General features: G+C 66.2%; 14 protein-coding genes. All 14 read left to right on the top strand.

Annotation, left to right across the window (positions count from 1 at the left end):
* Positions 1–6: 6 nt before the first annotated feature.
* The 14 genes from LOY34_RS06835 to LOY34_RS06770 are packed head-to-tail and all read left to right on the top strand — an operon-like array spanning position 7 to position 12,162.
* Positions 7–546 carry a cupin domain-containing protein gene (locus LOY34_RS06835; protein WP_093386119.1) on the top strand — a complete coding sequence of 180 codons (540 nt, stop codon included), beginning with the start codon at positions 7–9 and terminating at the stop codon, positions 544–546.
* 4 nt (positions 547–550) lie between these two features.
* Positions 551–1,420 carry an alpha/beta fold hydrolase gene (locus tag LOY34_RS06830; protein ID WP_195885904.1) on the top strand — a complete coding sequence of 290 codons (870 nt, stop codon included), beginning with the start codon at positions 551–553 and terminating at the stop codon, positions 1,418–1,420.
* Complete coding sequence (locus tag LOY34_RS06825) at positions 1,417–2,244, top strand: IclR family transcriptional regulator (RefSeq protein ID WP_045193445.1); 828 nt, start codon at positions 1,417–1,419, stop codon at positions 2,242–2,244. Before LOY34_RS06830 ends, LOY34_RS06825 begins: the two co-directional genes overlap by 4 nt.
* A 1-nt stretch (position 2,245) precedes the next feature.
* Positions 2,246–3,046, top strand: a complete 801-nt coding sequence (locus LOY34_RS06820; protein ID WP_195885903.1) for an SDR family oxidoreductase — start codon at positions 2,246–2,248, stop codon at positions 3,044–3,046.
* Positions 3,039–4,721, top strand: coding sequence for a thiamine pyrophosphate-binding protein (locus LOY34_RS06815; RefSeq protein ID WP_258664432.1), 1,683 nt, complete (start codon positions 3,039–3,041; stop codon positions 4,719–4,721). Before LOY34_RS06820 ends, LOY34_RS06815 begins: the two co-directional genes overlap by 8 nt.
* A gap of 10 nt (positions 4,722–4,731) precedes the next feature.
* Positions 4,732–5,535 (top strand): aspartate dehydrogenase, encoded by an 804-nt coding sequence (locus LOY34_RS06810; protein WP_195885901.1) that lies wholly within the window; start codon positions 4,732–4,734, stop codon positions 5,533–5,535.
* Positions 5,536–5,545: 10 nt separating this feature from the next.
* Positions 5,546–7,036, top strand: coding sequence for an aldehyde dehydrogenase (locus tag LOY34_RS06805; RefSeq protein WP_195885900.1), 1,491 nt, complete (start codon positions 5,546–5,548; stop codon positions 7,034–7,036).
* On the top strand, positions 7,033–7,998 hold the full coding sequence (locus LOY34_RS06800; RefSeq protein WP_195885899.1) for a VOC family protein: 966 nt from the start codon (positions 7,033–7,035) through the stop codon (positions 7,996–7,998). The genes LOY34_RS06805 and LOY34_RS06800 overlap by 4 nt, the downstream gene beginning before the upstream one ends.
* Positions 7,999–8,011: 13 nt before the next feature.
* Complete coding sequence (locus LOY34_RS06795; RefSeq protein ID WP_195885898.1) at positions 8,012–9,154, top strand: FAD-dependent monooxygenase; 1,143 nt, start codon at positions 8,012–8,014, stop codon at positions 9,152–9,154.
* Positions 9,155–9,163: 9 nt separating this feature from the next.
* The gene (locus LOY34_RS06790) at positions 9,164–9,481 is read left to right on the top strand and encodes a hypothetical protein (protein ID WP_045193455.1); all 318 of its coding nucleotides are present in this window, start codon (positions 9,164–9,166) and stop codon (positions 9,479–9,481) included.
* A 1-nt stretch (position 9,482) separates the two neighbouring features.
* On the top strand, positions 9,483–9,710 hold the full coding sequence (locus tag LOY34_RS06785) for a recombinase-like helix-turn-helix domain-containing protein (RefSeq protein ID WP_045193456.1): 228 nt from the start codon (positions 9,483–9,485) through the stop codon (positions 9,708–9,710).
* A 20-nt stretch (positions 9,711–9,730) separates the two neighbouring features.
* Positions 9,731–10,762 carry an aromatic ring-hydroxylating dioxygenase subunit alpha gene (locus tag LOY34_RS06780; protein WP_195885897.1) on the top strand — a complete coding sequence of 344 codons (1,032 nt, stop codon included), beginning with the start codon at positions 9,731–9,733 and terminating at the stop codon, positions 10,760–10,762.
* A complete protein-coding gene (locus LOY34_RS06775; protein ID WP_045193459.1) occupies positions 10,762–11,199 on the top strand; it encodes a Rid family hydrolase in 438 nt (145 codons plus the stop codon). Before LOY34_RS06780 ends, LOY34_RS06775 begins: the two co-directional genes overlap by 1 nt.
* A gap of 3 nt (positions 11,200–11,202) precedes the next feature.
* A complete protein-coding gene (locus LOY34_RS06770) occupies positions 11,203–12,162 on the top strand; it encodes a PDR/VanB family oxidoreductase (protein ID WP_195885896.1) in 960 nt (319 codons plus the stop codon).
* Positions 12,163–12,180: the final 18 nt, after the last annotated feature.

Genomic DNA, 12,180 nt, shown 5'->3' with positions numbered 1-12,180 from the left:
ACACCCATGACCGACCTATCCGTACAAAACGCCACCGCGAAAACCTGGGAACAACCCGCAGGCTCGGACCTCGCTGGCTGGATGCAGACCCGCATCGCCCGCTACCAGACCCGCAAGTACGACTGGGACGCGCTGAAGTTCCAGGCCGACTTCGACCCCAAGTTCCGCCGCGCGCAAATGCGCTACGTCGGCACCGGCGGCACCGGGGTCAACAGCGACATGAACACCATCCCCTCGGAGCACTTCACCTTCTCGACCATGGTCATCCCGGCCGGTCATGAAGGCCCGCCGCATATCCATACCGACGTCGAGGAAGTGTTCTTCGTGTTGCGCGGCAAGCTCAAGGTGATCATCGAGAAAGACGGCGAGCGCTTCGAAACCGTGCTCACCGACCGCGACCTGATTTCGGTACCGCCGGGCGTGTACCGCGAAGAGATCAACATCGGCGATGAAGACGCGCTGATGTGCGTGATGCTCGGCGCGAAAAAGCCGGTGACCCCGACCTACCCGCCAGCGCACCCGCTGGCCTCGATCAAGCGCGGTTAAGCCGATGTTGCACGCCACCGACCACTCGCTCGCCGGCCTTGCAGCCCAGTTGCAGCAGCGCTTCCCCCAGCGCCTGGTGCAACTGGCAAGCGGCGCCCAGGCGATCCGCGAAGCCGGGCAAGGGCCGGCCATCGTGCTGTTGCATGGCATTGGCTCGGGCGCCGCGTCCTGGCTGCAGGTGGCGCTGCAACTGAGCCAGCAGGCCCGGGTGATTGCCTGGGATGCACCGGGCTACGGCGACTCCAGCCCGCTGGCCAACCCTGCGCCGCAGGCGGTGGACTATGCCCGGCGCCTGCGGCATTTGCTCGATGCGCTGCAGATTGCCGACTGCCTGCTGGTCGGCCATTCCCTCGGTGCCCTCAGCGCCGCGGCCCTGGCCCAGCAGCAGCCGCAACGGGTGCGGCGCCTGGTGCTGATCAGCCCGGCTCGCGGCTATGGCGACCCGGCCCGTGCCGAGCAGGCGCAACAAGTACGCCGCCAGCGCCTGCACAACCTTGAGCAACTGGGCATCGCCCAGATGGCCCACCAGCGCAGCGCGCACATGCTCTCGCCAGCGGCCAGCAGCGAGGCCCGCGCCTGGGTGCAATGGAACATGGCGCGGCTGCTGCCCCAGGGCTATCGCCAGGCCATCGAGTTGCTGTGTGGCGATGACCTGCTGCGCTACGCCGCCCTGGCCGTGCCATGCGAAGTGCATTGCGGCGCCGCTGACAGCATCACCCGCCCCGAGGACTGCCAGGCCCTGGCCAAGGCCCTGGGGGCAGCGTTCGCGTTGATTGCCGAGGCCGGCCACGCCAGCCCGATCGAACAACCCGAGGCCGTGGCAACGCTGCTTGCCCGGGCCCTCGAAGAATCCCTGACAGGTACTGCGCTATGAATGATTCGGATCTGTTGAAAGACAACCAGGACAAGTACATCGTCCCCGGCCTTGAGCGCGGCCTGTTGCTGCTCTGTGAATTCAGCCGGCAAAACCGCACCCTCACCGCGCCGGAACTGGCGCGACGCCTGGAGCTGCCGCGCTCGACCATCTTCCGCCTGCTGACCACCCTGGAAACCATGGGCTTCGTCACCCGCAGCGGCAACGAGTACCGCCTGGGCATGTCGGTACTGCGCCTGGGCTTCGAGTACCTGGCCTCGCTGGAGCTGACCGAGCTCGGTCAACCGCTGCTGGCGCGGCTGTGCGATCACCTTAATTACCCGAGCAACCTGGTGGTGCGTGACGGTCGCTCGATCGTCTACGTGGCCAAGGTTTCGCCGCCGTCGGTGTTCTCCAGCGCGGTCAACGTCGGCACCCGCCTGCCGGCCCACGCCACGGTGCTGGGGCGCATCCTCCTTGAAGACCTGAGCCTGGCCGAGCTGCGTGAGCTGTACCCGGAGGAGCACCTGGAACAGCACTCGCCGTGCACACCGAAAACCGTACTGGAGCTGTTCGACCTGGTGCAGAGCGACCGTCAGCGCGGCTATGTCAGCGGCGAAGGTTTTTTCGAATCATCGATCTCGACCATCGCTGCGCCGGTGCGCGATCACAGTGGCCGGGTGGTTGCCGCCATGGGCGTGACCATCCCTACCGTGCAGGTTGCGCACATCAATTTCGACGGCCTGCTTGGCCATGTGCGGGGCAGCGCCGATGAGCTGTCGCGCCTGCTCAACTACACGCCAAACGCTGGCTCCGGCCGCGTCACCGCGCTGATGAGGGACTGACATGAGCAACCTCTATCAACTGCACGGGCGCACCGCCATCGTCACTGGCGGCTCTTCCGGGATTGGCCTGGCCTGTGTCGAGCAACTGCTTGAAGCCGGTGCGGCAGTGGCCTTTTGTGGTCGCGATCAGGACCGCTTGAACAGCGCCGAAGCCCGCCTGCGCGAACGTTTCCCCGATGCGCGTCTGTTGGCTCAAGCCTGTGATGTGCTGGATGCCGCGTCAGTCAACGCATTCGCTGCCGCTAGCCTGGCCGCCCTCGGCCCGGCCCAGGTGCTGATCAACAACGCCGGCCAAGGCCGGGTCTCGACCTTCGCCGACACCACTGATGAGGCCTGGAGCGAAGAGCTGCAGCTGAAATTCTTCTCGGTGATCTACCCGGTGCGCGCCTTCCTCCCCCAACTGCAAGGCCAGGCCGGCGCTTCGATCGTCTGCGTCAACTCGCTGCTGGCCAGCCAGCCGGAGCCGCACATGGTCGCCACCTCGGCAGCACGTGCGGGCCTGAAGAACCTGGTGCGCTCGATGGCCAGCGAGTTCGCCGAACAGGGCATCCGGGTCAACGGCATCCTTATCGGCCTGGTCGAATCCGGCCAGTGGCGCCGGCGCTTCGAGGCCCGCGAAGAGCGCGATCTGGACTGGTCGCAATGGACTGCGCAACTGGCGCAACGCAAACACATTCCTCTGGGGCGCCTGGGCCTGCCCAAAGAAGCAGCCCAAGCGATCCTGTTCCTGGCTTCGCCCCTGTCGGCCTACACCACTGGCAGCCATATCGATGTTTCTGGAGGCCTGTCCCGCCATGCGTAATGAAAACACTGTCACCGTTGGCGCTGCCATCACCGCGTTCCTCGAACAATGCGAGGTCAAGGCCGCCTTCGGCGTGATCTCGATCCATAACATGCCGATCCTCGATGCCTTCGCCGTACGCGGCAACATCCGCTTCGTCATGGCCCGTGGCGAAGCCGGCGCGACCAACATGGCCGATGCCTACGCCCGCACCACCGGTGGCCTGGGCGTGTGCCTGACGTCCACCGGCACCGCTGCCGGCAACGCCGCCGGGGCGCTGGTCGAAGCACTGACCGCCGGCACGCCGCTGCTGCACATCACCGGGCAGATCGAAACGCCGTACCTGGACCAGGACTTCGCCTACATCCACGAAGCCCGCGACCAGTTGACCATGCTCAAGGCGGTGTCCAAGGCGGCCTTTCGCGTGCGCAGTGTCGAGACCGCGCTGAGCACCCTCAAGCTCGCCGTGCAGACCGCCCTGACCGCGCCCACCGGCCCGGTCAGCGTCGAGATCCCGATCGATATCCAGTCGACCTTCATCCCCATGCCGAGCGACCTCTCGCCGCTGCCGATCCCGGTTGCGGTGCCAGCGCCGGAAGCCCTCGACCTGGTCGCCGAACGCCTGGCCAGCGCCACCCGCCCGCTACTGTGGCTCGGCGGCGGTGCCCGCCACGCCGGGGCGCAGGTCAAGCGCCTGCTGGACATGGGCGTTGGCGTGATCACCTCGACCCAGGGTCGCGGCGTAGTCAACGAAGACGACGAGCGTTGCCTCGGCGCCTTCTCGCAGAACAAGCTGGTCGAAGGCTTCCTGCAAAGCTGTGATGCGCTGGTGGTGGCCGGTTCGCGCCTGCGCAGCAACGAGACCTTCAAGTACGCCCTGAAGCTGCCGCGCACCACCCTGCGCATCGATGCCAACCCGGCCATCGAAGGGCGCAGCTACTCCAGCGAGCTGTTCATCTGCGGCGACTCGGCCCTGGCCCTCGACGGCCTGGCCGACCGCCTTGAAGGCCGCCTGAACATCGACCCGAACTTCATCGGCGAGCTCAAGGCCATCCGCTCGCAATCGCGCGCGCAGCTGGTGGCCGATCTCGGCCCGTACTCGACGATGGTCGAACAACTGCAGGGGCTGACCGGGCGCAATTTCTCCTGGGTGCGCGACGTGACCCTGTCCAACAGCATCTGGGGCAACCGCCTGCTCAACCTCTACCACCCGCTGGCCGGCGTGCATGCCCTCGGTGGCGGCATCGGCCAAGGGTTGGCCATGGGCATTGGCGCGGCGGTGGCAGCGGCGGAAACCGACCCGCAGCGCAAGGTCTTCGCCCTGGCTGGCGACGGCGGTTTCATTCTCAACCTCGGTGAGCTGGCGACCCTGGTGCAAGAGAAAGCCAATGTGGTGATCCTGCTGATGAACGACCAGCGCTACGGGGTGATCCGCAACATCCAGGACGCCATCTACGGCGCCCGCCACGCCTATGTCGAGCTGCACACCCCGGACTACACCAAGCTGGCCGAATCGATCGGCCTGCGCCATGGCCTGGTCAGCGACCTGAAGGACTTCGGCGCGGTGCTGGACAACGCCCTGAGCCAGGGCGGGCCGTTTTTGCTGGAAGTCGACATGCTCAGCGTCGGCGGCTTTGCCACCCAGTTCGCCGGTCCCCCCAACAGCGAAACCAAAGCCCAGAAAGCCACGGCCTGAGGACTTGCGCATGCTCAATATCACCATGATCGGCTGCGGCGCCATTGGCGTCGCGGTGCTGGAACTGCTGGAGAACGATGCGCAGTTGCGCGTCGAGCATGTGATCGCCTCGGCCGGTTCCGAAGCCCTGGTGCAACAGCGCCTGGCCAGCTTCAAGCGCCCGCCACAGGTGCTCACCGCCCTGCCCGCCGACGCCCGCCCGGATTTGCTGGTGGAATGCGCCGGGCACAAGGCAATCGAGGAACACGTGCTGCCGGCACTGGAGCGCGGCATCGCCTGCCTGATCGTCTCGGTCGGTGCACTGTCGGAGCTGGGCCTGGTCGAGCGCCTGGAGGCCGCCGCCGCCCGTGGCAACACCCGCATCGAGCTGCTGCCCGGCGCCATCGGCGGCATCGATGCGCTGTCGGCGGCCAAGGTCGGCGGCCTGGATTCGGTCGACTACACCGGACGCAAACCGGCCAGGGCCTGGAAGAACACCCCGGCCGAAGAGGTTTGCGACCTGGACGCCATCGACCAGGCCACGGTGATCTTCGAAGGCAGCGCCCGCGAAGCTGCGCGCCTGTACCCGAAGAACGCCAACGTCGCCGCCACCTTGTCGCTGGCAGGGCTGGGCCTGGACCGCACGCGAGTGACGCTGATTGCCGACCCGCTCAGCGAAGAGAACGTCCACCACTTCGAAGCCCGTGGTGCCTTCGGCGGTTTCGAGATGAGCCTGCGCGGCAAGCCGCTGCAGGCCAACCCGAAAACCTCGGCGCTGACCGTCTACAGCGTGGTCCGTGCCCTGGGCAACCACGCCCATGCCATTTCCATCTAGGGGAACGTCGATGACGCTGGAACAGACTCTACCTATCTGCATTGCCGGCACCTGGCGCCTGGGCGGCGGTGAGCGCTACGCCACGCGCTACCCGGCCACCGGCGAGCCGGTGGCCTGGCTCAACGCCGCCAGCCTCGAGGATGTCGAAGACGCCGTGCAAGGCGCCCACCAGGCTTTCCTCAACAGCGGCTGGGCCCAGCGCAAGCCGCACGAACGCGCCGCCGTGCTGTACCGCATCGCCGAGCTGATCCGTCAGCGCGGCGAAGAACTGGCGCAATTGCAGCGCCAGGACAACGGCAAGCCGATCAACGAAACCCGCGCCCTGGTGGCCAGCGCCGCCGGTACTTTCCAGTTTTTCGCCGCCGCCTGCGAAACCCTGGAAGAGACCATCACCCCGTCGCGCGGCGACTTCGTCAGCATGAGCGTCTATGAGCCCATGGGCGTGGTCGCGGCTATCACCCCGTGGAACTCGCCGATTGCCAGCGAAGCGCAAAAGGTCGCCCCGGCCCTGGCCGCCGGCAATGCGGTGGTGATCAAGCCGGCAGAAATCACCCCGCTGCTGGCCCTGCAACTGGCGCAGATCTGCGAGGACGCAGGCTTGCCCAAGGGCCTGGTCAGCGTGTTGCCGGGCAAGGGCTCATTGCTCGGTGATGCGCTGACGCAGCACCCGCTGATCAAGCGTGTGTCGTTCACCGGCGGGACCAAGACCGGCAAGCACATCGCCCACATCGCCGCCGACAAGATGATGCCGGTGTCGCTGGAACTGGGCGGCAAGTCGCCGACCATCGTCCTCGATGACGCCGACCTCGATCACGCCGTGGCCGGGGTGCTGTATGGCATTTTCAGTTCCTCGGGCGAGGCCTGCATTGCCGGTTCGCGGCTGTTCGTTGCCCGCGCCCTGTACGAGCCGTTCATGCAGCGCCTGGTCGCAGGCGCTGCACGTTTGCGCCTGGGCGACCCGGCGGACGAAACCACGCAAATGGGCCCGCTGATCAGCGCCGCGCACCGCGAGTCGGTGGAGCGCTACGTGGCCCTGGGCCTGGCCGAAGGTGGCCGCCTGCTGCTCGGTGGCCAACGCCCGACTGGCGGCCTGTTTGATCAGGGCTACTTCTACCCGCCAACCATCCTCGAAGGCCTGCGCAACAGCCAACAGACCTGCCAGGAAGAAATCTTCGGCCCGGTGCTGGTGGCCCTGCCGTTCGACAGCGAGGCAGAGCTGATCGAGCAGGCCAACGACAGCCTCTACGCCCTCGCCGCCGGCATCTGGAGCCGCGACTACAAGCGCGCCTGGGCCCTGGGCCGCAAGATCCAGGCCGGCACGGTGTGGATCAACACCTACAAGCAGTTCTCCATCGCCACCCCGTTCGGCGGCTGGCGTGACAGCGGCCTGGGTCGTGAAAAAGGCCGCCTGGGGATCCTGCAGTACATGGAACAGAAAAGCCTCTACTGGGGCATGAACGAACAACCACTGGCCTGGGCCGGTGTGGAGGCAAGGCCATGAGCGTATTGGGCATCGATGAAGTCACCTACGGCGTCGAAGACCTCGCCACCTGCGTGCGCTTCTTCAGCGACTGGGGCCTGGACAAGGTCAGCGAACAGGCCGACGAGGTGGTCTTCGAAACCCTCAACGGCTGCCGGGTGGTGTTGGCCGACATCAACAAGCCCGGCCTGCCAGCGGCCATCGAGCCGGGCTCGACCGTGCGCGAAGTAGTCTGGGGCGTGGAGAGCGAAGCGGACCTGGCCCTGTACAGCCAGCGCATCGCCAACGACCCGGGCTTTGTCGAAGGCAACGGGCGCATCGGCTGCACCGACCCCAACGGCCTGGCGATCCGCCTGCAGGTGACCCGCAAGCGCGCACTGGACATCGAGTGCAGCGGCCACAACACCTGGCAGACCAAGGGCCGGATCAACAAGCCGGCGCCGGTGTATGAGCGCGCCACGCCGATCGAAGTCGGCCACGTGGTGTTCTTCGTCAAGGATGTGAATGCCTGCGAAGCCTTCTACCACGAGCGCTTCGGCTTCCAGGCCTCGGACCGCTATCCCAACCGCGGCGCGTTCCTGCGCACCGCCGAAGAAGGTGGCCACCACGATTTGTTCATGCTTCAGCTGCCGGCCCCCCGCGCCGGTCTGAACCACGTCGCCTTCACCGTGCGCGACCTGCACGAAGTGTTCGGCGGCGGCATGCACATCTCGCGCAGTGGCTGGGCCACCGAGATCGGCCCGGGCCGCCACCCGGTGTCGTCGGCGTTCTTCTGGTACTTCAAGAACCCGGCCGGCGCCCTGGTCGAGTACTACGCCGACGAAGACCAGCTGACCGGCGAATGGCAACCGCGCGAGTTCGAGCCGGGCCCGACGGTGTTTGCCGAATGGGCGATTGCCGGCGGCATCGATGGCAATACCCGGCGCCAGCAGCATGTCGAGGCGCCGCAAGGCAAGTTCCTTACCGACAAACCCAAACCCTGAGCAGGAGTTGTCCATGTCTTCGTTGAACATCGCCATCAACGGTGCCGGCATCGGCGGCCTTACCGCCGCCATCGCCCTGCGCCAGGCCGGTCACCAGGTCACGGTTTTCGAACAGTCCAAGGCGTTTTTGCGGGTCGGTGCCGACATCAACCTCACCCCCAACGCCGTGCGCGCCCTCGATGGCCTCGGCGTCGGCCCGGCCGTGCGCATTCCGGCCGCGCGCCCGACCCACCGCATCAGCCGTATGTGGGACACAGGCGAAGAAACCTCGCGCCTGGAAATGGCCGACGCCGCGCAAAGCCAGTACGGCGCACCGCAATTGACCATTCACCGCGCCGACCTGCTGGCGGCCCTGGCCGATGTGTTCCCGCTGCACAACGTGCAGTTCGCCAAGCGCGCCGAGCAGGTGCTGCAGGATGCCGATGGCGTCGAGCTGCGCTTCAAGGATGGCAGCCGCCATCGCGCCGACCTGCTGATCGGCGCCGACGGCATTCACTCGGTGGTGCGCAATGCCCTGTTTGGTGAAGAGCAGCCGCGCTTTACCGGCGTGGTCGCCTACCGCGCCGTGGTCCCGGCCGAGCGTGTAGCGCATGTACCGAACATCCAGGCCTTCACCAAATGGTGGGGCCCCAACCCGCAGAGCCAGATCGTCACCTTCCCGCTGAACCAGGGCCGCGACATCTTCATCTTCGCCACCACCGCCCAGGACAGCTGGCACCTGGAGTCCTGGACCACTGCTGGCGACGCCGCCGAACTGCGCAGCCACTACCAGGACTTTCACGCCGACGCCCGGGCGCTGCTCGACGCCTGCGACGAAGTCCTCAAAACCGCACTGTACGAGCGTGACCCGCTGCCGTACTGGTCCGAAGGCGCGATCACCCTGCTCGGTGACGCCTGCCACCCGATGATGCCGTTCATGGCCCAGGGCGCCGGCCAGGCCATCGAAGACGCGGTGGTGCTGGCCCGTCATCTGCAGGGCGTAAACAGCCCGGCACAGATCGCCAGCGCCCTGCAGGGTTACCAACGGTCGCGCCTGGAGCGCACCAGCCAGATCCAGATCGGTTCACGCGGCAACCAGTGGCTCAAGGCCGGCGGCAATGCCGACTGGGTCTATGGCTACGACGCCTGGACCGTGCCTACCGCCAGCGCTGCCTGAGGCCCAAGCATGAGCGAGACGATGCAACTGACGGTGGTGCTCAGGCACGACCAGTCGAAGAACCTGGAACAGATCCAGGCGCACATGAAGCAGATGGGCTGGTGGGACAGCTTCCCGCCGGCCGGCGTCGAGCTGGTGTCCTGGACCGTGGCCATGGGCCTGGGCCAGATCGTCACCCTGCGCCTGCCGCCGAGCCTGCTCGGCAAGGTCAATGTGGAACTGGAGCGCGCCGCCTGGGGCGTGTTCCGCACCGAATGCTACCCGACGTACGACTTTGTCCCGGTCCGCGAAATGATCCGCGAACGGGTTCGCAATGGAGGTCAATGACATGAGCAACACCCCACGCTACCTGGAGCCCCATCAGGCGCGCAAACGGCCCAACACCCCGTTCGAGGAACTGCTCGGCGATTCCATCGAGCGCGCCTACGGCAACGGCATCACCCAGCTGCCCGAGCTGCTGGCGCACCTGAACCTGGCCGGGCCGCCCTGCCCCTTGACCCGCGGCGAGTGGACCGAAGACTCCTATAAAACCCTGATGGCGCGGCTGGGCGCATGACCCGCCGGAGGTAAAACAAGATGAATATGCAATTCACCGTCGATCCTGTTGAGAACCACCTGGCCAACGGCCTCAAAGACCTCTGGTTTCCGGTAATACCCTCCGAGCTGCTTGGCGACAAGCCGCTGTCGGTGCGCCGCCTGGGCTACAAGATCGCCCTGTGGCGCGACAACGATGGCAGCGTGCATGCCCTCGAAGACCACTGCCCGCATCGCGGCGCGCCGCTGTCCCAGGGCCCGGTGCTGGGCGACCGCCTGCAGTGCCCGTACCACGGCGTCGAAGTGCGCTGCGACGGCACCGTGACCAAGGTCCCCGGCAGCCCTGGCTGCAAGCTCGAAGGCAGCCGCCCGACGCGCATGTTCCACACCCGCGAGGCGGCCGGGGCGATCTTTTTGTTCAACGCCACCGACCCGCACCTGGACACCCCGCCAGAGCTGGTGCTGCCCGAGCAACTGACCTCGCCCGAGTGGAGCAGCTTCCTCTGCTACACCGAGTGGCAAGGTGACTACCGCTACGTGCTCGACAACGTCATGGACCCGATGCACGGCACCTACCTGCACAAGATGTCGCACTCGATGAGCGAAGGCGAAGCCACCGCCAAGTTCGTCACCCGCGATACCGAGCAGGGTTTCTTCTTCGAGAAGGAAGGCCAGCGCGGGGTCAACTTCGACTGGACCGAATTCCTCGACAACGGCTGCCACTGGCTGCGCCTGGAAATCCCTTACCCGAAGACCGGCGGCCCGGGCGGCAACTTCACCATCATCGGCAGCTACACCCCGAGCAGCCGCAGCCTCTCGGCAGTGTTCCACTGGCGCGCCCGGCCCCTGACCGGCTGGCAGCGCGACACCTGGCGCTTCCTCTACAAGAACCGCCTGGAAGCCCGCCACTGGGCAGTGCTGGAGCAGGACCGGGTGCTGCTGGAGTTCATGGAGTACGACGCCAACCAGCGCGAGAACCTCTATCAGCATGACCTCGGTGTGGTGCGCCTGCGCCGCTACCTCAAGGGCAAGGCCAAGGAGCAACTGGCGCTGATCGAAGCGAAGCAACTGTGATGAACCTGCCCGTGCACCGTATCCAGGCACAGGCGGTGACCGAGCTGGCCACTGCCAGCTGGTCCAACGCCCTGCTGCTGGGCAACGAGCTGGTGATGTCCGGCATGACCGGCCATCCCGCCACCCGCCAGGCCACCGAGGGCGGCGCGCCGCTGGATGCCTACGCGCAGACCCTGGTGGTGCTGAACAAGATCCGCGCCCTGGTGGAAGCGGCAGGCGGGCACATCGGCAATCTCTACCGCTTGACGCTGTACCTCACCGACATTGCCGACAAGGATGAAGTCGCTCGCGCCCGCCGCGACTTCTTCCAAGGCTTTGCCTGCTACCCCACCTCCACCCTGGTTCAGGTGAGCGCCCTGGTGTTCCCTGAGCTGGTGGTGGAAATCGAAGCCAGCGCCCGGCTCGACATTGACTTGCGCACTGCGCCCTTGAGGTGACCGATGTCCAACTCCTCTACCATCACCGCGCTGGTGCACACCCTGCGCCACGAAGCCGAAGGCATCATCAGCGTCGAACTGCGCCCCTGGGGCGACACCGTGTTCGCGCCGTTCGAAGCCGGCTCGCACATCGACCTGCACTTGCCCAACGGCCTGGTGCGCAGCTATTCACTGCTCAACTCGCCGAGCGACCAGGGCCGTTATGTAGTCGGCATTCTGCGTGATCGCAACAGCCGCGGCGGCTCGGCGTTCGTCCATGAGCAACTGCGGGTTGGCACGCAGCTGCGCATCTCTCAACCGCGCAACAACTTCGCCCTCGACCCGCACGCCAGCCACAACGTGCTGGTGGCCGGCGGCATCGGCATCACGCCGATCTACTGCATGTTTCGCCAGTTGCTGGCGCTGGGCAAATCCGCCGAGCTGATCTACTGCGCCCGCTCGCGCAAGGAAGCGGCGCTGCTGGAGGAGCTCAGCGGGGTCGATGCCAAGGTGCTCTACCATTTCAACGACGAGAAGAACGCGGTACCGGACCTGACCCATTACCTGGCCGGGCAGCCCGGCGATACGCACTTCTACTGCTGCGGCCCGACGCCGATGCTCGATGCCTTCGAGAGCACCTGCGAAAGCCTCGGTTACCCTCATGCGCATATCGAACGCTTCACCGCCGCCGAACTGCCGCCCTCGGAAGATGCCCAGGACAGCTACAGCGTCGAACTGAAAAAGTCCGGCAAGACCCTGAGCGTCGAGCCTGGGCTGAACCTGCTCGACGTGCTGCTCGAAGCCGGCTGCGATATCGAGTACAGCTGCCGCGAAGGGGTGTGCGGCTCGTGCGAAACCCGGGTGCTGGAAGGTGACATCGACCACCGCGATGGCGTGCTGACCAAGGCCGAACGGGCGGCGAACACATCGATGATGGTCTGTGTCTCGGGCTGCAAGAGCCGGCGCATGGTGCTTGATCTGTAACTGTTGCAACACGCGCAA

This window comes from Pseudomonas sp. B21-009, from assembly GCF_024749345.1.
Classification (GTDB): domain Bacteria; phylum Pseudomonadota; class Gammaproteobacteria; order Pseudomonadales; family Pseudomonadaceae; genus Aquipseudomonas.
Note: the sequence above shows the minus strand (reverse complement) of the source record. Positions and strands in the feature narration are given on the sequence as shown.

Coding starts and splice junctions, on each gene's coding strand:
- LOY34_RS06800 (WP_195885899.1), top strand. CDS start 7,033: ATGAGCGTATTGGGCATCGATGAAGTCACCTACGGCGTCGAAGACCTC.
- LOY34_RS06770 (WP_195885896.1), top strand. CDS start 11,203: ATGTCCAACTCCTCTACCATCACCGCGCTGGTGCACACCCTGCGCCAC.
- LOY34_RS06820 (WP_195885903.1), top strand. CDS start 2,246: ATGAGCAACCTCTATCAACTGCACGGGCGCACCGCCATCGTCACTGGC.
- LOY34_RS06805 (WP_195885900.1), top strand. CDS start 5,546: ATGACGCTGGAACAGACTCTACCTATCTGCATTGCCGGCACCTGGCGC.
- LOY34_RS06795 (WP_195885898.1), top strand. CDS start 8,012: ATGTCTTCGTTGAACATCGCCATCAACGGTGCCGGCATCGGCGGCCTT.
- LOY34_RS06830 (WP_195885904.1), top strand. CDS start 551: ATGTTGCACGCCACCGACCACTCGCTCGCCGGCCTTGCAGCCCAGTTG.
- LOY34_RS06815 (WP_258664432.1), top strand. CDS start 3,039: ATGCGTAATGAAAACACTGTCACCGTTGGCGCTGCCATCACCGCGTTC.
- LOY34_RS06780 (WP_195885897.1), top strand. CDS start 9,731: ATGAATATGCAATTCACCGTCGATCCTGTTGAGAACCACCTGGCCAAC.
- LOY34_RS06775 (WP_045193459.1), top strand. CDS start 10,762: ATGAACCTGCCCGTGCACCGTATCCAGGCACAGGCGGTGACCGAGCTG.
- LOY34_RS06835 (WP_093386119.1), top strand. CDS start 7: ATGACCGACCTATCCGTACAAAACGCCACCGCGAAAACCTGGGAACAA.
- LOY34_RS06810 (WP_195885901.1), top strand. CDS start 4,732: ATGCTCAATATCACCATGATCGGCTGCGGCGCCATTGGCGTCGCGGTG.
- LOY34_RS06790 (WP_045193455.1), top strand. CDS start 9,164: ATGAGCGAGACGATGCAACTGACGGTGGTGCTCAGGCACGACCAGTCG.
- LOY34_RS06825 (WP_045193445.1), top strand. CDS start 1,417: ATGAATGATTCGGATCTGTTGAAAGACAACCAGGACAAGTACATCGTC.
- LOY34_RS06785 (WP_045193456.1), top strand. CDS start 9,483: ATGAGCAACACCCCACGCTACCTGGAGCCCCATCAGGCGCGCAAACGG.